This is a genomic window from Acidovorax sp. SUPP2825, from assembly GCF_030158995.1.
Taxonomy (GTDB): Bacteria; Pseudomonadota; Gammaproteobacteria; order Burkholderiales; family Burkholderiaceae_C; genus Paracidovorax.
In genome coordinates this window covers 22,967-44,832 of record NZ_BQXK01000022.1, presented here as the reverse complement: position 1 = coordinate 44,832, position 21,866 = coordinate 22,967, and the positions used below count along the sequence as shown (strand labels likewise).

At 69.0% G+C, this 21,866-nt stretch carries 21 protein-coding genes; 11 read left to right on the top strand and 10 right to left on the bottom strand.

Features of this window, described 5'->3' with window-relative positions:
* Positions 1-114: 114 nt before the first annotated feature.
* Positions 115-636, top strand: a complete 522-nt coding sequence (locus AVAK2825_RS21315) for an Lrp/AsnC family transcriptional regulator (RefSeq protein ID WP_284402466.1) — start codon at positions 115-117, stop codon at positions 634-636.
* Between the two features lie 158 nt (positions 637-794).
* Here the strand turns inward: AVAK2825_RS21315 and AVAK2825_RS21310 are convergent, their stop codons facing one another.
* Entirely contained in the window at positions 795-2,408 is a 1,614-nt protein-coding gene (locus AVAK2825_RS21310) for a surface layer protein NpdA (protein WP_284402465.1), read from the bottom strand.
* Between the two features lie 287 nt (positions 2,409-2,695).
* The gene (locus tag AVAK2825_RS21305) at positions 2,696-4,288 is read right to left on the bottom strand and encodes a surface layer protein NpdA (protein ID WP_284402464.1); all 1,593 of its coding nucleotides are present in this window, start codon (positions 4,286-4,288) and stop codon (positions 2,696-2,698) included.
* Positions 4,289-4,505: 217 nt separating this feature from the next.
* Between AVAK2825_RS21305 and AVAK2825_RS21300 the strand changes: the two genes are divergently transcribed.
* The 4 genes from AVAK2825_RS21300 (at position 4,506) to AVAK2825_RS21285 (ending at position 7,646) form a co-directional block, all read left to right on the top strand.
* Positions 4,506-5,033, top strand: a complete 528-nt coding sequence (locus AVAK2825_RS21300) for a YiaA/YiaB family inner membrane protein (protein WP_284402463.1) — start codon at positions 4,506-4,508, stop codon at positions 5,031-5,033.
* Positions 5,034-5,128: 95 nt separating this feature from the next.
* Entirely contained in the window at positions 5,129-5,599 is a 471-nt protein-coding gene (locus AVAK2825_RS21295; protein WP_284402461.1) for a hypothetical protein, read from the top strand.
* 11 nt (positions 5,600-5,610) lie between these two features.
* The gene (locus AVAK2825_RS21290) at positions 5,611-6,414 is read left to right on the top strand and encodes a DUF2145 domain-containing protein (protein ID WP_284402460.1); all 804 of its coding nucleotides are present in this window, start codon (positions 5,611-5,613) and stop codon (positions 6,412-6,414) included.
* Between the two features lie 98 nt (positions 6,415-6,512).
* A complete protein-coding gene (locus AVAK2825_RS21285) occupies positions 6,513-7,646 on the top strand; it encodes a zinc ribbon domain-containing protein (protein ID WP_284402459.1) in 1,134 nt (377 codons plus the stop codon).
* 44 nt (positions 7,647-7,690) lie between these two features.
* Here the strand turns inward: AVAK2825_RS21285 and AVAK2825_RS21280 are convergent, their stop codons facing one another.
* Both AVAK2825_RS21280 and tgt read right to left on the bottom strand, forming a co-directional pair.
* The gene (locus tag AVAK2825_RS21280; RefSeq protein WP_284402458.1) at positions 7,691-8,380 is read right to left on the bottom strand and encodes a glutathione S-transferase family protein; all 690 of its coding nucleotides are present in this window, start codon (positions 8,378-8,380) and stop codon (positions 7,691-7,693) included.
* A gap of 92 nt (positions 8,381-8,472) precedes the next feature.
* Positions 8,473-9,645 carry a tRNA guanosine(34) transglycosylase Tgt gene (gene tgt / locus AVAK2825_RS21275; protein ID WP_284402457.1) on the bottom strand — a complete coding sequence of 391 codons (1,173 nt, stop codon included), beginning with the start codon at positions 9,643-9,645 and terminating at the stop codon, positions 8,473-8,475.
* Between the two features lie 131 nt (positions 9,646-9,776).
* Between tgt and AVAK2825_RS21270 the strand changes: the two genes are divergently transcribed.
* Positions 9,777-10,262, top strand: coding sequence for a universal stress protein (locus AVAK2825_RS21270; protein ID WP_272566839.1), 486 nt, complete (start codon positions 9,777-9,779; stop codon positions 10,260-10,262).
* 16 nt (positions 10,263-10,278) lie between these two features.
* Here the strand turns inward: AVAK2825_RS21270 and AVAK2825_RS21265 are convergent, their stop codons facing one another.
* The 4 genes from AVAK2825_RS21265 to AVAK2825_RS21250 all read right to left on the bottom strand — a co-directional run bounded on the left by AVAK2825_RS21265 (position 10,279) and on the right by AVAK2825_RS21250 (position 14,412).
* The gene (locus tag AVAK2825_RS21265) at positions 10,279-10,665 is read right to left on the bottom strand and encodes a hypothetical protein (protein ID WP_272566840.1); all 387 of its coding nucleotides are present in this window, start codon (positions 10,663-10,665) and stop codon (positions 10,279-10,281) included.
* A gap of 239 nt (positions 10,666-10,904) precedes the next feature.
* Entirely contained in the window at positions 10,905-12,071 is a 1,167-nt protein-coding gene (locus AVAK2825_RS21260) for a phospholipase A (RefSeq protein WP_284402456.1), read from the bottom strand.
* A 77-nt stretch (positions 12,072-12,148) separates the two neighbouring features.
* The gene (locus tag AVAK2825_RS21255) at positions 12,149-12,352 is read right to left on the bottom strand and encodes a hypothetical protein (protein WP_284402454.1); all 204 of its coding nucleotides are present in this window, start codon (positions 12,350-12,352) and stop codon (positions 12,149-12,151) included.
* Entirely contained in the window at positions 12,349-14,412 is a 2,064-nt protein-coding gene (locus AVAK2825_RS21250; RefSeq protein WP_284402453.1) for an ATP-dependent helicase, read from the bottom strand. Before AVAK2825_RS21250 ends, AVAK2825_RS21255 begins: the two co-directional genes overlap by 4 nt.
* Positions 14,413-14,684: 272 nt before the next feature.
* Between AVAK2825_RS21250 and AVAK2825_RS21245 the strand changes: the two genes are divergently transcribed.
* The 5 genes from AVAK2825_RS21245 (at position 14,685) to AVAK2825_RS21225 (ending at position 17,870) form a co-directional block, all read left to right on the top strand.
* Positions 14,685-15,392, top strand: a complete 708-nt coding sequence (locus AVAK2825_RS21245; RefSeq protein ID WP_284402452.1) for a DprA-like winged helix domain-containing protein — start codon at positions 14,685-14,687, stop codon at positions 15,390-15,392.
* On the top strand, positions 15,389-15,931 hold the full coding sequence (locus tag AVAK2825_RS21240) for a GTP-binding protein (RefSeq protein ID WP_284402451.1): 543 nt from the start codon (positions 15,389-15,391) through the stop codon (positions 15,929-15,931). Before AVAK2825_RS21245 ends, AVAK2825_RS21240 begins: the two co-directional genes overlap by 4 nt.
* A 6-nt stretch (positions 15,932-15,937) precedes the next feature.
* Complete coding sequence (locus tag AVAK2825_RS21235; RefSeq protein ID WP_272566850.1) at positions 15,938-16,339, top strand: roadblock/LC7 domain-containing protein; 402 nt, start codon at positions 15,938-15,940, stop codon at positions 16,337-16,339.
* An 85-nt stretch (positions 16,340-16,424) separates the two neighbouring features.
* A complete protein-coding gene (locus AVAK2825_RS21230) occupies positions 16,425-16,784 on the top strand; it encodes a hypothetical protein (RefSeq protein WP_272566851.1) in 360 nt (119 codons plus the stop codon).
* Positions 16,785-16,919: 135 nt separating this feature from the next.
* Positions 16,920-17,870, top strand: coding sequence for an AEC family transporter (locus AVAK2825_RS21225; protein ID WP_284402489.1), 951 nt, complete (start codon positions 16,920-16,922; stop codon positions 17,868-17,870).
* Positions 17,871-17,943: 73 nt separating this feature from the next.
* On the opposite strand, the gene priA is transcribed toward AVAK2825_RS21225, so the two are convergent.
* Positions 17,944-20,085: a replication restart helicase PriA gene (gene priA / locus AVAK2825_RS21220; protein ID WP_284402450.1), complete on the bottom strand. Its 2,142-nt coding sequence runs from the start codon at positions 20,083-20,085 to the stop codon at positions 17,944-17,946.
* A 642-nt stretch (positions 20,086-20,727) separates the two neighbouring features.
* The gene (gene hemE / locus AVAK2825_RS21215; RefSeq protein WP_284402449.1) at positions 20,728-21,840 is read right to left on the bottom strand and encodes a uroporphyrinogen decarboxylase; all 1,113 of its coding nucleotides are present in this window, start codon (positions 21,838-21,840) and stop codon (positions 20,728-20,730) included.
* Between the last annotated feature and the right edge of the window lie 26 nt (positions 21,841-21,866).

Genomic DNA, 21,866 nt, shown 5'->3' with positions numbered 1-21,866 from the left:
TGCCTGGAATGGTAGGAAAATGTGGGCGCAACAGGGTTGCAAAAATGGATTGAAAATCGGCCTGAAAAAGGCTGTGAAGCCTGTTTATTTCGAATTCATTGCGGGAAATCATTCATGTGCGCAACAAAATTAAGAAAGCCTGCGATGCCGGCACCCGCCGCCGATCTCACCGGCGAACTGGACCGCACCGACAAGGCCATCCTGCGGGCCCTGCAGCGCGATGCTTCGGTCTCCAACGTGGCGCTGGCGGCCAAGGTCCACCTGAGCGCGCCTGCCTGCCTGCGGCGCGTGGAGCGCCTCAAGCGCCTGGGGCTGATCGACGGGGTGGTGGCGCTGCTCAATCCGCGCGCCGTGGGCGCGGGCATGCTGGTGATGATCGGCGTGGTGCTGGACCGCTCCACGCCCGAGTCGTTCGCCGAGTTCGAGAAGGCCGCCGCCAAGATCTCGGGCTGCATGGAATGCCACGTGGTGACGGGCGAGTTCGACTATTTTCTACTGGTGCGCACCAAGGACAGCGAGAGCTTCAACCGCCTGCATGCGGAGCAGCTGCTCTACCTGCCAGGCGTGCGGCAGGTGCGCTCGTTCATGGTGATCCGCAACGTGCTCTCGACGACCGAACTGCCCATGGCGATCTGACGCGGGGCCGGAAGGCCGGCGGCGCGCGGCAAGGCGGGAAGATCGGCCCGGATGGCTTCGCTGCGAGCGGCGCGGCTCATCCACCACGCAGCCGCCATTGGAATGCCTGGGGCGTGACCACCGCCGGGGCGGAGGTCACGGGAGGCTGCCTCAGGGGGTCAGGGCGCCTTCACGACATGCGGAAAGGTCAGCCCATAGTTGGCCGCCACGCCGGGTGTTGCGCTGGGGTTGCTCAGCTTGGTGAACGCAGTGCCGATGAGGGGAATGCCTCTCGCGTCGGGCATCCGGAAGATGGCCCAGCCGTTGGAAAACGTTCCTTGCAGCGTCTTGCGGGCCACGGACGAAGAAACGGCCGACCGGGTGTCCGAGAACGAAAGCACGGACAGTGCGCCGCAGCTTTCGGGTTGCGATGCCGCGTCTGAAATCACGCTTTCCGGGGTGAGGCTGCCATCGCGCGAGCCCATGCGGAAGCTCCAGCTGCCGCCCCGGCTGCACACGCCGTCGCGGACCTGGGTGTTGAGCGAATGGAAGTACTGCTCGCCGCCGCCGCTGGGTGGCACGAGGGAATAGACGCGCTGGTTCGATGGGTCCGACTGGCTGTAGTCCTTGGCCACGCTGTACCGCTTGGTGGGGGTCGCCACGACCCAGTCGGTGCGGGCGGAGATGGAGTCGTCGAGAACGTACTGGTTCTTGAACTCGCGCACGGCCAGCAGCCGGGAGAGATCGCCGGCGGTGGCCCGTGCGCTGTCTGCTGTGGCAGGCAGGTAGACCGGCGTGGAGAGGTCGGGCAGGTCGTTGTAGCGGGCCAGAACGACTGCCGCCGTCGTCGGGAATGCGGTGTTGCCCTGCGCGTCCTTGTTGCGCGTGGCAAGGCCTGCGGACACCAGCAGGGGGTCGGCGGTGTAGCGCTCCGGCTGCGAGACCGCCGTGTCCGTGGGAGGGAACAGCATGTAGTTGCCGCGCGCCGGCAGGCCCGTGTTGTTGATGGCCTGGATGGCCGTGGCTGCGCCGGAGAACGTGGTGGAGCCGGGCACGTCGATGACGTACCAGGTGGCGCTGAGCTGGCCGCTGGGGGCCGCGAGGCCGCGGCTGGCGGCGACGGCTTCGCTGCTCGTGTCCTGCATCAGGGCGGCATTGAGCACGGACTCGGAGCAGGGCGCGACCTCCTTCACCTGTTGAATGGCAACGGACAGCACCGACTGGCTGGCGCCGTTGGGGCCATAGAGGGCCGCCTGCGGCACGTCGGCCATCACGATGGCCTCGATGGCGCCCTCGCGGGTGTTGGCCGCCATCACCTCGGGGGTCCATGCGGGGTCCAGCCGGCCCGTGGAGAACGGTTGCGCCACACCCTGCGCGAGGTGCGGCAGCGTGCAGCTGCGGTCGGTGGTGGTCAGCTGCGCCAGGCCGTCGGCACCGGCCGTCACTGCTCCGGTCCACACATCGCCGGGCGACAGCAGCACGTGCACGCTCAGCAGGCTGTCGCCGTTGTTGGCGCCGCGAAAGCGCACCTTCACCACCTTGCCGTTGTCGAGGTCGGTGTTCACCAGGTGCAGCACGCTCATCTGGCCGTTCTGCGCCGTGAAGTAGGGCACCAGCAGCGCATGGCCTGCCTGGCCTTCGGCCACCTTGAAGCTGATGGCATCGGTCCCGCCCAACTGCGTGCTGGAAGGCGTGGCGCCGGTGCCGGCGATCACGCCTGCGTGTGCTACGCCGGCCATGGCCAGCGTGCCGAGCAGGGCGCTGACCGCCCCGGAAATGGTTTTGACTTTCACGGTTTCTCCTGTGATTGGGATGGCAGGTGGGAACGTCTCCGCATCGCCCATGGGCCGCGCAAAGGCAACCTGTCACGCGATGGGGTCGGCACGGTGGTGGTGGGGCGGGGCCAAAGGCCCGCCCTGGGCGGCCGCTGCATGCAGCAGGCCACCCGCAAATCGAAACCACCGCGCTGAGGATGGGAGCCATGCCGTGCGATGGTGCCCGGCGGCTCCGGCAAGGATCGTGAACCCGTTCCGAGCGCCGGGCCGATGGCGGCCTCAATCGGCCGCCGCCCTGCGTGCGCTCAGGGCGCTTTATACATGTGCGGCATGGTCAGGCCGTAATTGCCCGCGACGCCAGGTGTGGCATTGGGGTTGGTGAGCTTGAGCAGTGCGGCGCCGATGATGGGGCGGCCATCCGACGCATTGGTGGCGATGCTGGCCCAGCCGGACACGAAGGCGTCCGATCGGGGCTGCGCGGTGATCGAGGCCGAGACGCCGGAGCGGCCCGCCTCCTGGAAGCCCAGCGTGGCCACCGTGCCGCAGGCCACCACGGGGCTGAGGGCGAGCTTGGTGCTGGTCTGGCGGTCGAAATAGGTCAGGTTCCACTGGCTGCACACGCTCTCGGGGCTGGTCTTGACCTGTGTGTCGTCACCCGAGAAATACTGGCTGCCGAGGTCCGAGGGCGGCACCACCGAATACACGCGGGCGACCGCTGGGGGCTGGCTGTAGTCGTAGGCCACGCTGTAGCGCTTGGTGGGCATGGACAGCACCCAATCCGTTCGGGCGGAAATGGAGGGGTCGGTGGCGTACTGGTTCATCACTTCGGTGGCCGCCAGTTGCGCCGACAGGTCCCCCGCCGTCCTGCGCGCGTTGCGTTCGCCGGCCGGCAGGTAGTAGGGCGTGGACAGGTCGGGCAGGTCGTAGTAGCGCGCCTGGATGACGGCCGCATTGGTGGGCTCGCTGGTTTCGCCGTCGATGTTCTTCACGCGGGTGGCGAAGCCGGCCGAGACCAGCAGCGGGTCGGCGGTGTAGCGCTCGGGCGCGGTGACGGTCTGCGCGGTGGGCGGAAACAGCACGTAGTTGCCCCGTGCATTGCGGCCTGCGTTGTTGACGGCGCGGATCGCGGTGGCGGCCCCCGAGAAGGTGGTGGAGTTGGGCACGTCGATGATGTACCAGGTGCCCGCCACGCCGCCCGTGGGTGTGGCCAGGCCCCGGGAGGCGGCCGTGGCCTCGGCGCTGGTGTCCTCCAGCAGCGCCCCGTTCAAGGCCGCATCGGTGCAGGGGGCCGTGCCGTTCACCGGGCGGATGGCCGTGAAGAGGGCGGAGCGCTCCTGCTGGCCCGTGCCGTACACGGCGGCGGCGGGAATGTCGGCCGCCACGATCGCCTCGATGGCGCCTTCGCGGGTGTGGTTGGCCTGCACGTTGGCAGTCCACAGGGGGTTGAGCCGTTCGGTCACGAAGGCTTGCGCCACGCCGGGCGCGAGCCGGGGCGAGGTGCAGGTCGCATCGGCGGTGGTGAGTTGCGCGATGCCGTTGGCACCGGCCGTCACCGCGCCGGTCCAGACGTCGCCGGGGGCCAGCAGCACGGTCATGTGCAGCAGGCCATCGCCGTTGTTGGCGCCGCGAAAGCGCAGCTTCACGGCCTTGCCGTTGTTCAAGTCGGTGTTGACCAGGTGCAGCACCGTCATCTGCCCGTTCTGCGCCGTGAAGTAAGGCACCACGAGGCTGTGGCCGGGGCCGCTTTCGGCGATGGCATAGGTGGTGGCATCGGTGGCGCCCATCACGCTGCTGGAGGGCGTGCCCCCCGTGCCGGCGATGACGCCGGCCAGGGCGCTGGAGGCGAAGCCGGCGCTGCACAGCAGGGCGCACGCGGCCGCGATCTTCTGGATAGGCATGCGGAGTCCTTCGGAGGGAGAGCCAATGATGGCGGCAGATTACCGCAATCCGCACGGCTGTGGCACTCGCCGAGGGACTGGGGAAGCAGGGAAAGTATCGCCACGCGATACCAGGCAGCCGAAAGCCCGCCACCCGTGCATTCCAGGGCGCGCCGGGGCGGGTGGCCTGCGCATGATCCGCCCCATGTTCCACCACGGGCCGCAAGCCCTTCTCTCCATGTCACACCCCTTCGCTCCTTCGCCCCTGATCCAGCGCGATACGCCCGCCTGGCGCCTGCAGGTCTGGGTCTCGTTCGGCATCGCCGTGTTCTGCTGCGCGGTGGGGCTGGCATGGCTGCCAGGGGTGGCCATGGAGCGGGCTTTCATGGTGATGGGTTACGTCTTTTGCCTCTCGGCCGTGTTCATGCTGGCGAAGTTCGTGCGGGACAACCAGACGCGCCACGGTGCGGACACGCCGATGTTCAAGCTGGTCGTCTGGGGCGCGTTCGCGGTGGCCGTGGGCCTCACGGGCTGGGGCCTGTGGAGCATGGACATCAACCCCACCTACCAGGCTTTCCTGGGCGTGAGCTGGCTCTACCTGATCACCACTGCCTTCACGCTGGCCAAGATGCTGCGTGACCGCCACGAGGCGGACCTGGCGGACGCCCGCTGGCAAGGTCGCCGCGAGGCCTCCATGCCAGCCGGTGGCACCCCTTCCGCACCGGCCGCCGCCCCGGACAAGGCGGGCAAGGCGACGGCGGAGTGAACCCGGGGGCCGGAGCGGGCGCGGTGCCCGCTTTCCCGGCCGTCCCTTGCGCGCACGGCGGCCCCGCTGTCGCGCCCTTTTTCTGGAGAAAGACCATGCGCATCGAGACTCTGATCCTCCGTTTTTCCTGGACCCGCCGGGCCGTGGGCTTCGGCCTGGCCTTTGCGCTGGCGGCAGGCGCCGTGCATGCGCAGAGCGAGGTGTCCGTCGGCCTGTCGCTGCTGCCCGTGGCCTCGGTCGTGGGCACCGCTTCGGTGGCGTCCACGGCCGCCGGGGCGGTGGCGGCTGTTCCCGTCGCGTTGTCGGTTGGGGGCGCGATCCTCACCGTGAAGGCCGTGGAGGCGTCGGCCAACGGTACCGTGTATGTGCTGGAGCGGGCGTCCGATGGCGCGCAGGTGAGCGTGGAGGTGGCCGGCCGCGCGGCCTCCGGCACGGTCCATGCCGTGGGGTCGGCGGTGGCCTGCAGCGTGATCGGCACCGGCGTCGTCCTGTCGGTGGCGGGCGAGGCGCTGGCCTTCGTGCCCAATGCCCTGGGCCGTGCACTGCTCTACAACGAGCGGCTGTGAGGGGGCGGACCATGCGCAGACGGACCCTGGCCGCCCTGGCGGCGGTTGCTCTCGCCGGAACCGGCGCCGCGCACGCGGGCCGATCTTGCGAGGCGCGCAAGCCGACCCCGCAGCTCATCGAGCGCGGCATGGATCTGGCCGCCCGCACTGCCCGGGCCCTGGACGCGGAGCACGCCCGCTCGGGCACCCAGGTGGTGGTCCTGGCGCGTGCGGGGCAGGACCTGTCCCGTTACGGGCTGCGCTACTCGCACCTGGGCTGGGCCTACCGCACGCCGCAGGGGCCCTGGCGCGTGGTGCACAAGCTCAACGAGTGCGGCACCGCGGTGGGCGTGGTGTACCGGCAGGGGCTGGGCGAGTTCTTTCTCGACGACCTGTGGCGCTACGAGGCCGTGTGGGCCGTGCCCACGCCCGAGGTGCAGCAGCGGATGATGGCGGTGCTCGCCGACCGCACGCGCGCCACGGCCATGCACCAGCGGCCCTACAGCATGGTGAGCTACGCCTGGGGCACGAAGTACCAGCAGTCGAACCAGTGGGCGCTGGAGACGCTGGCCGCGGCCATGGAGCCCGGCACCGTGCTCCGGCGCGATCAGGCGCAGGCCTGGCTGCGCTACAAGGGTTACGAGCCGACCGTGCTCAAGGTCGGCGCGCTCACGCGGCTGGGTGGGCGGGTGACGGCGGCGAACGTGGCGTTCGACGACCACCCGGACAGCGAGCGTTTTGCCAACCGCATCGCCACGGTGACCGTGGACTCCGCCCTGGCGTGGCTGCAGCGCGCGCAACTGGCATCGGCCCCGGTGGCGCTGCCGCCGCCGTGACGCCAACGCGGGTTTATAGTCAAAAGCCGCTGATGCCGGGATATTGATTGTCTGTGTTGCTATCAAATTAATAGTATTTCAATGCCGAGGAGCTGGTCATGAGCAAATCCCTTCGCCTGTCGGAAAAATGGTTCCGCCGGGGCCTGTGGCTGGTGTCGCTGGTGTTCGCCAGCTTCCTGATCGGGCTGGGCGGCACCGTCGTGGACGACCTGCCCAAGGTCGAGGCCACGCTGCAGCTCGACGATTTCCTGGACCGCCCTGCCGCGGAGACGCTGCGCGCCCAGGTGCGCAACGCGCAGCAGGCCGAGGAGAGCGCGGAGACGGCGCTCGACCAGGCCCGCCTGCAGCGCGCCAAGTCGCGCAGCGAGACCGCGGCGGAGCGCGAGACCTTCAACAACTGGCTGGCCACGCGCAGCGCCACGCAGCAGTCCGAACACAACCCCGAAGTGGTGCAGCGCACGCAGGCGCTGGACCGGCTCCAGCTGCGCGAGCGCCAGACCCAACAGGCGGTCGAAGCGCAGCAGCAGGCCGCGCTCGATGCGCGCCAGGCGGCCACGGCCGCGCAGCAACGCCTGGCCGCGCTGGAAAAGGAGGGCTACGAGCGCATGGCCGTGCAGCAGCGCAAGGTGCAGCTGCGCGTGTTCCTGTACCGGCTGGCGCTCACGCTGCCGCTGCTGGTGGTGGCCGGCTGGCTCTTCGTGAAGAAGCGCAAGGGCACCTACTGGCCGTTCGTGTGGGGCTTCATCTTCTTCGCGCTGTTCGCGTTCTTCGTGGAGCTGGTGCCCTACCTGCCCAGCTACGGCGGCTATGTGCGCTACGTGGTCGGCATCGTCGTGACCGCGCTGGTCGGGCGGTACGCCATCGTGGCGCTCAACCGCTACCTGGAGCGCCAGAAACGGGCCGAGGCGCTGCCCGATCAGGAGCGCCGCAAGGAGCTGAGCTACGACGTCGCCCTGGCGCGCCTCGCCAAGGGCGTGTGTCCGGGGTGCGAGCGGCCGGTGGACCTGAAGGACCCCACCATCGACTTCTGCCCCCACTGCGGCATCGGGCTGTTCGACCACTGCGGCGCTTGCAACACCCGCAAGAGCGCATTCGCCCGGTTCTGCCATGCCTGCGGCGCAGGTGCGGGCCGGGGGCTGCTGCCCGGCAGCGACTCGGACGCCAGTGCGGCGGTGGTGCCGCACGCCGCCGGGCCATTGGCCGGCGGCCCGGCCCCGGCGGGACCGCTCTAGGGGATCGGCTTGAAAGGGCGCTGGTATGCCGGTGGCGTGGCGCCTCAGCCGCCCATCACCACCGGGCCGCCCTTGGCCAGCGCCCGCTGGTAGGCCGGGCGGGCCCGCATGCGGGCCTGGTAGGCCTTCAGGTGCGTGTGCCGGTCGGCGTTCTGCACGCGGCTCATGGCCGCCTCGACCGGAAAGCTCATCTGGAAATCGGCCATGGTGAGGTCGGCTCCGGCAAACCAGGGGTTGCGCGACAGGTGGTCGTCGATGAAGGCCAGGGCCGTGGCCAGGTTGGGGTCCACCAACTTTTGCTCCGCCTTGCCGCACACGGCCCGCGCGATGGGCCGCACGAAGAACGGCATGGGCTGCCTGGGCAGCGTCTGAAAGACCAGCTTCATCACCAGCCAGTTCATCAGCGAGCCTTCGGCGTAGTGCATCCAGAAGCGGCACTGGCGGCGTTCGGGCGTGCCGCGCGCGGGCTCCAGGTGCGCGAGTTCGCCCTGCGCCTGCGCGCCGTAGCGGTCCACCAGGGTTTCGATGATGGCGCCCGATTCGGCGATGACCTCGTCGCCTTCGGTGATGACCGGCGACTTGCCGAGCGGATGGATCTTGCGCAGCTCCGGCGGCGCCAGGCGGGTGCGCGGGTCGCGCTGGTAGGTCCGGAGTTCGTAGGGCACGCCCAGTTCTTCCAGGAGCCACAGGACGCGCTGCGAGCGCGAGGTTTCGAGGTGGTGGACGGTCAGCATGGCGCCATCGTAGCGGGCGCGCGCCTGGCCGGATACCACCGCCGTCCCGCAGCGGACATCGCCCGAGGCCTGGGGGCGCCAGGGCCGCGAGGCTACACGCCGCGCGCGCGATCGGCCGCGAACTGGCGGCGGAATTCGCCGAAGCGGCCCGCATCCAGCGATTCGCGCACCTCGCGCATCAGGTTCAGGTAGTAGTGCAGGTTGTGGATGGTGGTGAGCATCGGCCCCAGCATCTCGCCGCAGCGGTCCAGGTGGTGCAGGTACGCGCGGCTGAAGCCGCCGCGGCCGCCCTGGTCCCAGGCCACGCCCTCGGCGCCCGCACAGGCATGGCAGGTGCAGGTGGTGTCGAGCGGCTGGTGGTCGGCCTTGTGGCGCGCATTGCGCAGCTTCAGGTCGCCGTACCGCGTGAAGATCGTGCCGTTGCGCGCATTGCGCGTGGGCATCACGCAGTCGAACATGTCCACGCCCTGCGCCACGCCTTCCACCAGGTCTTCGGGCGTGCCCACGCCCATGAGGTAGCGCGGCTTGTGCGCCGGCAGGCGGTGCGGCGTGTGCGCCATGATGCGTAGCATCTCGTCCTTGGGCTCGCCCACCGAAACGCCGCCCACGGCGTAGCCGGGGAAATCCATCTCCACCAGCCGGTCGAGCGATTCGGCCCGCAGGTTCTCGAACATGCCGCCCTGCACGATGCCGAACAGTGCGTTGGGGTTGTTCAGGCGGTGGAATTCGTCTTGGCTCCGCTGCGCCCAGCGCAGGCTCATTTCCATCGAGGTGCGCGCCTCGCGCTCGGTGGTCAGGTGGCCCTTGGTTTCGTACGGGGTGCACTCGTCCAGCTGCATCACGATGTCGGAATTGAGCGTGGTCTGGATCTGCATGCTCACCTCGGGCGACATGAAGAGCTTGTCGCCGTTCACGGGCGAGGCGAAGTGCACGCCCTCCTCGGTGATCTTGCGCATGGCGCCCAGGCTCCACACCTGGAAGCCGCCGGAGTCGGTGAGGATGGGCTTGTCCCACTTCTCGAACGCGTGCAGGCCGCCGAAGCCCTGCATCACGTCCAGCCCCGGGCGCATCCACAGATGGAACGTGTTGCCCAGGATGATCTGCGCGCCCATGTCGTGCAGGCTCTGCGGCATCACGCCCTTGACGGTGCCGTAGGTGCCCACGGGCATGAAGATGGGGGTCTGCACCACGCCGTGGTTCAGGGTGAGGGTGCCGCGTCGCGCGTGGCTTTCGGGGTCGGTGGTCAGGAGGTCGAACTGCAGCATGGCGCGCATTGTCCCAGACGCCCACAGGGTCGGGCGTGCGGCGGGGCGCCGGTACACTGGACCGCACTGCCTGCCGGGCGAGCGGAGCGCATCGCCGGCAGGCCCCTCAGACTCCCGGAAAGGACACGGACATGCTCAAGATCCTCATCGCCGTCGATGGCTCGGACCTCTCCCTGGATGCGGTGCACCACACCCTGGCCCTGCTGCGCCAGGGGCTGCGCGCCAGCGTCGTGCTGGCCCATGTGCAGGAGCCCGCCACGCTCTACGAAATGGTGGTGTCGCGCGACCCGGACCTCATCGCGGCGGCCAGCCTGGAAGCCGGCCTGCACCTGATGGCCCCGGCCCGTGCGATCTTCGAGGCCGCAGGCGTGGAGCACGAAACCGATGTGGGCGTGGGCGACGTGGCGAACACGCTGGTGGACATCGCCGAGCGCCACGGCTGCGGCATGCTGGTGATCGGCGCCCGCGGGCAGGGCGCGATCAGCAGCGCGTTGCTGGGGTCGGTGTCGCAGGCGCTCGTGCATGCGAGCCATGTGCCTGTGACCATCGTCAAGCACGCGGACGTGCTGGAAACCGTGGATGTGAATGCCGAGGGCGGGCAGGAAACCCTGGCCTGACCCGTTTCAAAAATCCTCAGGCGGCCTTGCGGAAAGGCTCGCTCGGGCGCTGCAGCTTGCCGTGCGGCAGGCTCGCCAGGCGCTTGAACATGCGCCGGCAGTAGCCGTTGATCCACAGGCATTTGTTGAGCTCGTCCACCGGCAGCGGGCCGGAGACGACGACGATGTCGTTGGCCACATCCAGCGCACCGGCCGCGCGCAGGCGCCGGCGCGTGTTGCTGGCCCAGGACTGGATGCGCGACGGCGTGCCGTGCTGGTGGACTTCGCCCGTGTGCGCATCGAAGGCAATGGCGACGGTATCGGTCTTCAGCTTGAAACGGCGCTCGCCCGTGACGGCACTGGGCGCCTCGCGCATGTCGTACAGGTAGTAACTTCCAGCCTTGAGCTGATATTGCATGTCCATGGTTTCGTCCTCCGAGGGGCATTGTCCCGGGGGCTTGGACCAGCAATGGTGGAGAAAGCGGCATGAAAACGCCTCTTTTTCCAGGGAGTGGTGCGCGGGGCCTGCCGGACTGCGATGTGCGTGCCATTGTGTCGGCGCGTGTGCGCCGATTCAAGGCAGCAGCCCTGTCAAAGGGTAACGGGATGTGATGCGGCCGGCCCCTTGCCGCGCAGGCGGGGGCCGGCCGTGTGTTCAGGCGCTCAGAAATCGACCAGGCTCAGGCCGACGCTGAACACCGTGCGCTTGCGGTTGTAGTCGATCATGCTGTCGCCATAGCCGCTGAACAGGGCGGTGTGCAGGCGCAGGTTGCTCTTGCTGCCGCCCAGGCCCTTGCCCAGGTTCTGCAGCCATTCGATGCGCGCCGAGCCGCGCGGCGTGGAGGCCAGCGAATGGCGGACGGTCACGCCCACGGTGTTGTCGCGGTCGTAGTTCCAGTTCACCTGCAGCTCGCCCCGGCCGATGTAGTCGCTGATGCCCGGGTTGTCGTCGCTGTCGGCGCTTTCGCTCAGGCGCTTCCACAGGCGCGCGTTCACGCTCCAGCGGTTGTCCAGCTCCATGCCGGTCATCAGGTACACGCGGTTCCAGCTGCGCGACAGCGGCAGGCTCTGGCCGTTGGACTGGTGCACCAGCCCGATGCCGCTGTAGCGCCAGCGCCAGCCGAAGGGCAGCTTGGCGTCGGTGGGGTACACGTACATCACTTCCGGCTCGTGGTCGGTGGCGCGGAAGGGGCGCGAGATGTCGGGGCTGAACAGCTGCCAGTACGACTGCTGCGTGTAGCCCACCCACACCGAGTCCTTCAGCGTGGGATGGCCCTGCGTGAGCAGGCCCTGGGCGATCTTGGTGCGCACCGACAGCTGGATGCGGTTCTCGGTGGTCCGGTAGTCCACGGCCGAGGTGGCGTTGTGGTCCGGCACGGGCGAGGTGGGCTGGCGGTTGACGTTGCTGCCCTTGACCACCGAGATGCTGATCGGCCGATAGCCCCGGAAGCGGAAGGTGCCGCAATCGCTGCCCGACTCCAATTCCCAAAAGCGCGACAGCGTGCTGTACTGCTCGTCGCGGCAGCCTTCCACCTGGGCCACGTCGATGAGGCGGGTGGCCGGCAGCGTGGTGTCCACGGGGGTGGGCGGTGCGGTGCTGGCCGTGGTGTTGCCGGTCGCCGCGCTGGCCGATGCCGCAGGCGCTTTCCAGGCCTGCTGGCCCGCCCACTGGTCGAAGCAGGCCAGGCGGGCGGTGCTGTCGCCGGCCATGGCGGTGCAACGGCGCCAGGCGTCGCCGGCGGCCTCCGTCGGGGCAGGCGTCTGCGCCAGCGCAGCGCCCGCGGGGGCGCACAGGGCCAGGGCCAGGGTGCCCAGGCGCCGCGGTGTCATGGCCGCCCGGACTGCTTGCGCAGCACGGACGGGGCGGTGGTGTGATGTGGTGCGTTGTTCCATGTTCCTCGTATCTCCTAGCCGCAACTGCCTTGTTCCACCTGGCCGATCCAGGTGGCGCTGATGTTCTTCTTGCCGGCCGCCCCGCGCGATGCCCGCGCCCAGGTGCGGTTGCGCGCCCCAGCGACACGCACGCTCTGTGCCAGCGGCCGGCGCATGCCAGCGCACGCTGCGGCCCGCCCGGCGGCGACGTGGCGGCGGATCATGGCACGGCCGGTCATGGCGTGGCGTTCTGGGCCTTGCGCGCGGCGAATTCGGCGCGCAGCGCCTTGAGCTTTTCGCGCGGGTCTTCGCGGGCGGTGTTCTTGTCCAGCGCCATCTCGGCGATGAAGCGGCTGGGCTGCGCGTTTACCATCTCGCGGCCCTTCTTGCGCTTTTTGGTCCAGCTGACGGCCAGGCTGCGCTGGGCGCGGGTGATGCCCACGTACATCAGGCGGCGCTCTTCCTGCAGGCGCTGCAGCGTGTCGTCGCTCACCTTGAGCTGCCGGCCCTCGTCGTCGTCGAGCTTGAAGGGCAGCATGCCTTCGGTCACGCCCACCAGCACCACATGCGGCCACTCCAGGCCCTTGGAGGCGTGCAGCGTGGACAGCGTGACCATGTCCTGGTCCTTCTCGCGCTCGCTGATGGTGGACAGCAGCGCGATGGTCTGCGAGACCTCCAGCAGGCTCTTGGTCTCCTTGGTGACGACGCTGCCCGAGGTGTCGTCGATCTGGCCGCCGGCACGCTGCGACATCCAGTCGCAGAACTCCAGCACGTTGCTCCAGCGCGCCGCGGCGACCTTCTCGCTGTCCTCGCCGTCGTACAGGTGCTTTTCGTAGTCGATTTCCTTGAGCCAGTCGGCCAGGAAGGCGCGCGAATCCTCGGCGCCGTGCGTGTGCCGGGCCCGGTATTCGAGGTCGTTGACGTAGCGCCCGAACTCCATCAGTCCGTCGAGCGCGCGCTTGGGGATGGCCGCCGGCAGCATGCCGTTGAACAGCGCGCCGAACATGCTCAGCTTGTGCCTGGTGGCGAATTCGCCCAGTGCGCCCAGCGTGGTGTGCCCGATGCCGCGCTTGGGGCTGGTGATGGAGCGCAGGAACGCCGGGTCGTCGTCGTTGTTGATCCACAGGCGGAACCAGGCGCACAGGTCCTTGATTTCCGCGCGGTCAAAGAAACTCGTGCCGCCCGAGACCTTGTAGGGAATGTTGGCCTTGCGCAGCGCCTTCTCGAACGGCTTGGCCTGGTGGTTGGCGCGGTAGAGGAGGGCAAAGCTCTTCCAGGCCGGCGGCGGGTTGGCCGCAGCACGCAGGCTCTGGATGCGGGCCACGGCGCGCTCGGCCTCGTGCTCTTCGCTGTCGGCGTCCACCACGCGCACCGGCTCGCCTTCGCCCAGCTCGGAGAAGAGCGTCTTGGGAAACAGCTTGGGGTTGGGCTGGATCACGTTGTTGGCCGCGCGCAGGATGGCGCTGGTGGAGCGGTAGTTCTGCTCCAGCTTGATCACCTTGAGCTGCGGAAAGTCGACCGGCAGCTTTTTCAGGTTGTCCAGCGTGGCGCCGCGCCAGCCGTAGATGGACTGGTCGTCGTCGCCCACGGCGGTGAAGCGCGCGCGCTCGCCCACGAGCAGCTTGAGCAACTCGTACTGCGTGGCGTTGGTGTCCTGGTACTCGTCCACGAGCACGTGGCCCAGCACCCGCTGCCATTTGCTGCGCACCTCGGGGTGGTCGCGCAGCAGGCGCAGCGGCATGCCGATGAGGTCGTCGAAATCGACGCTCTGGTAGGCGGTCAGGCGTTCTTCGTAGCGCGCCATCAGGACGGCGATGCTGCGCTCGTTGTCGTCCGCGGCCTGCGCCAGCGATTCCTGGGCGTTCAGGCCCATGTTCTTCCACTTGCTGATGGTCCACTGCCACTGGCGGGCGGTGGCCATGTCGGTCGTGCCGCCGGCCGCGTCCTTGAGGATGCCGGTCACGTCGTCCGCATCGAGGATGCTGAACTGGGGCTTGAGCCCGAGCACATGCCCGTCTTCGCGCACCATGCGCACGCCCAGCGCGTGGAAGGTGCACACCAGCACGTCCTTGGCCGCACGGCCGATGAGGCCCTGCGCGCGCTCGCGCATCTCGGCGGCGGCCTTGTTGGTGAAGGTGATGGCGGCGATGCGGCGCGCCTCCAGCCCCGTTTCGATCAGCCGGGCGATCTTGTGGGTGATCACCCGCGTCTTGCCCGAACCTGCGCCCGCCAGCACGAGGCATGGCCCCTCGGTGTAGTGGACCGCCTGGAGCTGGGCGAGATTGAGACCGGCGGACATGCGCAGAAAAAAGGGGGTAGACAGGCGCCGGCGAGGCACGGGTGGAGCACCGCTTCCCAGGGAGAAGGGGGCCAGAGCGCGCAATGATACCGGGATGGGCCGGAATCGAACCGGCCCTTTCTACAAGGTTTTGCCGGGAACGGCGTGCCGAGATCTGGAATTCGTCAAGAAGAAATCATTTTTCTCATTTTTAGCAAATTTCTTGACAATGTATCAATGTGCATCTTTATACTGGCCCCTCCAATTCGATTATTTCCACCGGGGTCACCGCCATGCGCGATGCTTCAGCGGGGGTGGCCGCAGAGATGCTCACTCCCCACTTTTACGAGCGGTTCCACAAGCTGTTCAGCGTGGCGTCGCGCAAATCGTTGCTCCGCTGGCAGGAGGTGCCGGCCGCCGAGGCCCAGGTGCTGCTGCTGGACGACGCCAGCGCGGCGCAGCCGGGCTCCCGCGCGCCGTGCCTGGTCTGCGTGGGGGGCTCGTTTCCCGACAAGGCGCCCCAGGCGCAGTGGACCGCGCGCCTGCAGACCGGCTATACGCTGGCGGACCTGATCGACGTGCTGGACCGTGCCGCCGTGTTCCTGATGGACTGGCGGGCGCGCCAGACGATGACGGCCGCCTCCGCCGACACGGCGTGGGAGTCTCCCGCCGCGGCGCGCGCCGCGTTCGGTGACCCCCAGCAACGGTTCCGGCTGAGTACCTGGGTGTCCCTGGGGGCGCCGTTCCGTTCGGGCGGCCACGTGCGGGCGCTCGCATTGCTCACCCGCGCGCCGGTCAGCCTGGCGCAGTTGTGCGAGCACAGCGGCCTGGAGCCCGCCACTGCGCAGGCGCTGCTGGCCGAGTTGTCCCGCCGCAACGTGCTGCGCACCGAAACGGCGGCATCGGCACCGGTCGTGCGCGCCGACCGCCCGAAGCCCTCCGGGCACGGCGGGCTGGTTCAGCGGCTCACGCGCTGGGTGCGCGGTGGAGGCCAGGCATGAACGGGGCACTGCCGCGCATCGCGCTCGTGGGGCCCATGGGCATCGGCAAGACCACCGCGTTGCGCTCGCTGTGCGGCGACGTGATGGCGTCCTCCGACGTGCCCAACCTCGACCGGGCGGCGCATTCCAAGGCGTTCACCACCGTGGGCGCGGAGTTCGGCGAGATCGACCTGGGCGATGGCGAGCACGTGCAGGTGTGCGGCTGCCCCGGGCAGGACCGCTTCGACTTCGTGCGGCAATGGATTCTCTCGGTGTCGATGGGCGTCTTCATCATGGCCGACGTGGCCCGTCCCTCGGCCGTGGCCGAGACGCTCGACCTGCTCGCCGAAATGGCCGTGCAGCCCGATCCGCCGCTGGCCCTGGTGCTCAGCGCCCGTCCCGCCACGCCCGCGCAGATCGAGGCGTTCGGCCTCGCGCTCTCGGCCTCGCCGCACGGCGTGGTGCCCATCCTGGAAGCCGATCCGCGCGACCGCGGCCAACTGCTGGAGGCCGTGGGCGTGCTGGCTTCCATGCTGTCCCTGCAGAACGAAATGGACTGAAATCCCATGATGAACAAGGCGAACATCGTCCCCCCCGAGCGCGCGCAGGCGGCCCGGGAGGTGCTGGACCGCGTGGTGGCCCCCGCGGGCGACGTGCGCATGGCGCTGGTGACCACCCTCGACGGCTTCGAGGTGGCCTCGCTGTCGGTGGGCGGTGGCCTGGAGGTGCGCCGGCTGGCGGCCATGGCGGGCTCGCTCATGGCCATGGCCCGTGCCGTGGGCCGCGAGATCGATTACCCCGGTTGTCGTCGCCTCACCTTCGAGACCGAGGCGGGCCTGGCGATCTTCCAGGCCATCGGCGGGGCCTTCCCCTGCATCCTGTGCCTGGTGCTGGAAAAGCAGGCCGTGCTCGGGCGGGCCCTGTGGACCGCCGGCGAGGTCGCGCAGCAACTGGGCCGCCCCGAATGATCCCCCGCGCGTTGCCGGTTCGGCCGGCGGCGCGCATGTGTGCTTGCTTCCCCTTTCGTCTCTTTCTGTTTAAGGAATCGAACCCATGGCCTCCCTTCAAGAATCTCTGAACCAACTCCATTCCATCGACGGCGCCCTGTGCGCGGCCGTGGTGGACAGCGGCAGCGGCATGCTGCTGGGCAGCGTCGGCAGCGGCGTGGACATGGAACTGGCGGCGGCCGGCAACACCGAAGTGGTCCGTGCCAAGAACAAGACCATGCGCTCGCTGGGCCTGGCCGACAAGATCGACGACATCCTCATCACGCTGGGCAAGCAGTACCACGTGATCCGCCCGTTGGCCGCGCACGAAGGCCTGTTCATCTACCTGGTGCTGGACAAGGAGCGCTCCAACCTCGCCCTGGCACGCCGCAAGGTGCAGGAAGTGGAGCAGGGCGTGCAGATCTGACCGGACAGGCTGCGGCGCGCTGCGCCACGCCATCGGGGCCTGGAATCGGCCCCGGTCCCGCTGCCCGCCCCGTGCGGGCTTTTTTTCGCAGTGACGCGCGGCACTCTGCACGCTGCCTTGCGCCGACAATGGGCCGTGCTGTCCGTTCTGTCCATCACCTTTCCCTTCTTCGCGCTCGTGCTCTGCGGCTACCTGGCCGCGCGCGCGGGCGCGCTGCCGCAGGTGGCCATTCCCGGGCTGAATGCGTTCGTGCTGTTTTTCGCGCTGCCGTGCATGCTGTTCCGCCTGGGCGCGAACACGCCCATCGGCCAGTTGCTGGACCCGGCGGTGGCGGGCCTGTACATCCTGTGCGGCCTGGCCCTGGTCGGCGCCACGGTGGCGCTCACCCGGGCGCGCCTGGGCTGGAACGATGCCGCCTTCGGCGCGCTGGTGGCGGCCTTTCCCAACACCGGCTTCATGGGCGTGCCGCTGCTGGTGGCGCTGCTCGGGGCCTCGGCGGCGGGGCCGGCCATCCTGACGATGCTGGTGGACATGGTGCTCACGACCTCGCTGTGCATCGCCCTGTCGCGGCTGGACGGCGTGGGCACGCACGGCGTGGCGGTGGCGGTGCGCCGGGCCTTGCGCGGCATGGCGACCAACCCCATGCCCTGGGCCATCGCTCTGGGGGCCGTGGCGTCCGCGCTGCAGTGGAAGTTACCCGGCCCGCTCGACCAGACGGTGGCGATGCTGGCCGGCGCGGCGTCGCCCGTGGCGCTGTTCACGATCGGCGCCGTTCTGGCACGCTCGCAGATGAACCAGCACGACCGCGTGCCCCCGCGCGACTACGTGCCGGTTGCGCTGGCCAAGCTGTTCGTGCATCCGCTGCTAGTCTGGGGCGCGGGGCATGGCGCGATCGCGGCGGGCGTGCCGCTCACGCCGTTCGCACACACAGTGCTGGTGCTGGTGGCGGCGCTGCCGAGCGCCAGCAACGTGTCGCTGCTGGCCGAGCGCTTCGGCGCCCACAACGGGCGCATCGCGCGGATCATCCTGGTCTCCACCGCGCTGGCTTTTCTGAGCTTTTCGGCCGCCACCGCAATATTGACCTAGGCGTTCTGCTATACATTTGATAGCGATCGATGTTGCGTGACGCCAACCTGCCAGGCGCTGCCCCGCCGGGGGATCAGATCGTCAGCGGGTCCACATCCACCAGCCAGCGGATCAGCCCCTTGTGCTCCGGCGCCGCGCGCGTGGCGTGCAGCACCGGCTGCCAGGCCGACAGAAAGCGCTGCAGCGCCGCGCGGCTGCCGCTCTCCAGCAGCATCTGCGCGCGCTCCACGTTGGCCACCCGCTGGATCGCCAGGGGCACGGGGGGAAACAGCGTGACATGCTCCAGTCCCGGCAACCCATCGGCTTGCGCGGCGGCGCTGGCCGCAGCCAGGAACGCCTGGGCCACCTCCTGCGTGCGCGCGTCGGCGCGCACCAGCGCCTGGTAGGCGAAGGGCGGCATGGCGGCTTCGGCCCGCTCGGCCAGTTGGCTGTCGGCGAACGCGGGGTAGTCGTGCCGGCGCAGCGCGGCGTACACCGCATGGTCGGGGTGGTAGGTCTGCACCCACATCTCGCACCGGCTGCCTTGCTCGGCCACGTAGCGTGCATCGCGCCCCGCGCGGCCGGCGGCCTGCAGCAGCAGGGCGAAGAGGCGCTCGGGTGCCCGGAAGTCGCTGGAAAACAGCGCGCCGTCGGGCTGCACCGCCGCCACGAGCGTGATGCGCCGAAAGTCGTGGCCCTTGGCCACCATCTGCGTGCCCACCAGCACATCCACCTCGCCCGCATGCACCTGGGCCAGTTGGGATTCGAGCGCGCCCTTGGCCTTGGTGGTGTCGGCATCGATGCGGGCGACGCGTGCCGCCCGTCGCTCGGGCGTGATCACGTTGCGCAGCAGGGCGGCCAGTTGCTCTTCCAGCTGCTCGGTGCCGCGGCCGATGGGGGCGATGTCGGGGTTGCCGCAGCCCGGGCAGGCGTGTGGCACCCGCTGTGTGTAGCCGCAGTGGTGGCAGCGCAGGGTGCGGTCGATCTTGTGGAAGACCTGGTGCGCGCTGCAGTGCGGGCAGTCGCTTTTCCAGCCGCAGTCGCTGCAGTGCAGCACGGGCGCGAAGCCGCGGCGATTGAGCAGCACCAGGCACTGCTCGCCGCGCTCCACGCGCTGGGTGATGGCCGCCAGCAGCGGGGCGGAGAACACGGCGCCGCGCGGCTGCTGGCCCATGTCCACCAGACGCACGTGCGGCAGTTCGCCGGCGCCGATGCGGCTGGGCATGTGCAGCCGCCGGTAGCGCCCGGCCGGGATGCCGGCTTCGGCGGGCCGGCTGGCATGCCAGCTTTCCAGCGACGGCGTGGCCGAGCCCAGCACCACCTTGGCGCCCTGGTCGCGGCCGCGCCAGATCGCCAGGTCCCGCGCCGAGTAGCGGGCGCCTTCCTGCTGCTTGTAGCTGGCGTCATGCTCCTCGTCCACCACGATGAGCGCCAGGCCCGGCATGCTGGCGAACACCGACATGCGCGTGCCCAGCACGATGCGCGCCGTGCCCGCATGCGCCGCCAGCCAGCTCTTGAGGCGCTGCGGGTTGGTCATGCCGCTGTGCAGCGAGACCACGCTGCCCGCGCCGTAGCGGGGCGCGAAGCGGGCGGTGAAGCGCTCCTCCAGCTGGGGGGTGAGGTTGATCTCGGGCACCATCACCAGCGCCTGCGCGGCCGGATCGGCCTCCAGCGCCTCCTGCACGCAGCGCAGGTAGACCTCGGTCTTGCCGCTGCCGGTGCTGCCGTAGAGCAGGAAGGGCCCGGGTTCGGCGGCGATGGCGGCGCGGGCGCTTTCCTGCTCGGCGCTCAGGGCGATCTCCGGCAGCGCATCGCCACCTTGCAGCGACGCCGCCGGGCGGCGCAGGCGCCGCGCGAGCTGCGCGGGGCCCAGGTCGCGCAACTGGGGGGGCAGGGCGGCCAGGGCCACCTCGCCCAGCCCGCGCTGGTAATAGCGCGCGGTGAAGGCCACCAGCCGGCGCCAGGGCGCCGCCAGCGGCGCCACGCCCTCCAGCACCGCGGCAACGGCGCGGGTGGAAAGGCCGGCGGGCAGCGTCGGCAACCCGCCCTCGGGCGCATCCCAGACCACGCCCAGCACTTCGCGGGTGCCCAGCGGCACGCGCACCAGCGTCCCGGGGAGAAGAGGCCGGTCGCTGGCGTAGCTCAGCAGGTCGCCCACATTGCTGTGCCCAGGGGTCTGGACGGCAATCTGCAGGATGGCGGGCGCCGGGGAGGGAGGAGCTTCGTTTACGGGCACTTGTTCAGGTGGGATGGCGATTCAGGCGTTAAGTGGTTGATTTGCCAGGGATTTGATGGGTTGCGGGCTTTTTCTGTGGATAACTTTGTTGACATCCCCGGCCCGGCTGATAGCCCAGGGCGAGCAGACCGCCCCCGCTACCATCTGCCGGCGATGGGGAGAGTTCAAAAAAATCCATATGAATCAATGATCTATCAAAAATGCGGTGAATGCTGCCCAAGGCGTGTCATGCCAAGTGGCATGCTGCGCCGCATCAAGCGGCTTGTGCATAAGTGCATCTGCGTTGGCCTTGTCAAGAGTCCATTTTGTGCTAGGGCGGGCAGCGAAGGTCGGGCAATTTCTTCAATGGGCAACGCAAGTACTTGATTTGACGAGGATTTTGCAAAAGTACCGATTTTCTGTGGATAACTTTGTTGATATCACTGTCCGACCGGCCGCCAAGCCTTGAAAACACGTGGTTTTGTTACATTGCCCGGAAATTCGGCAAATTCTGCAAGTCCTTATGAATCAAAGACTTACCAGCGCCGCTCCATTGTTTTGAGACGCATCAAAAAAATTCCCAGGAAGGCCGCCCGTGCGCCAACGTGGTGCGCGCGGTGTGCATAACTTGCTCGCTGGCATTGCCCCTGCTGTCAAGGGCTTTCAAGCCTGGCGCAACGCGCGGGAATGGCGGTGCACCGTTTCCACGAGGGCCGCCACATGCTCCGGGGGCGTGAACTGGCTGATGCCATGGCCCAGGTTGAAGATGTGCGTGGGGCCGGTGGTGGCCCGGTCGGTGTGGGGTGGGCCGAAGCTGTCGAGCACGGCGCGCGCGTGCAGCGCGATCTGCTCGGGCGGGGCAAACAGCACGTTGGGGTCGATGTTGCCCTGCAGCGCCTTGCCGGGGCCACCCACCGCGCCGCCGACCAGGTCGCGGGCACGGGCCAGGTTGACCGTCCAGTCCAGGCCGAGCACCTCGCAGTCCAAGTCCTTCATCGCGTCCAGCCAGAGCGCACCGCCCTTGGTGAACACGATGCGCGGCACGTCGGTGCCGTCCACGCCGGTGCGCTGGAGCTGGGCCAGCACGCGCTTGGTGTAGGCCAGGCTGAAGGCCTGGAAGGCGCCGTCGGCCAGCACGCCGCCCCAGCTGTCGAACACCATCACGGCCTGGGCGCCCGCGTCGATCTGCGCGTTCAGGTAGGCGGCCACGGCGTCGGCGTTGATGGCCAGGATGCGGTGCATCAGGTCGGGGCGGCTGTACATCAGCGTCTTCACGAGGCGGTAGTCGTCGCTGCCCTTGCCCTCCACCATGTAGCAGGCCAGCGTCCAAGGGCTGCCGGAAAAGCCGATCAGCGGCACGCGGCCGTCGAGCGCGCGCCGGATGCTGGTGACCGCATCGAACACGTAGCGCAGCTTGTCCATGTCGGGCACGGCCAGGGCCGCCACGGCCGCTTCGTCGCGCACCACGTGGGCGAAGCGCGGGCCTTCGCCCTCGGCGAACGACAGGCCCAGGCCCATCGCATCGGGCACGGTGAGGATGTCGCTGAACAGAATGGCCGCGTCGAGCGGAAAACGCTCCAGGGGCTGCAGCGTGACCTCGGTGGCGTAGTCCACGTTGGTGGCCAGCCCCATGAAGCTGCCCGCCCGGGCCCGCGTGGCCTTGTACTCCGGCAGGTAGCGGCCGGCCTGGCGCATGAGCCACAGGGGGGTGTAGTCGGTGGCCTGGCGCCGGCAGGCGCGCAGGAAGGTGTCGTTCTGGAGGGGGGCGAAGCTCATGCCCCTGATTGTGGCGTAGCCGCAAG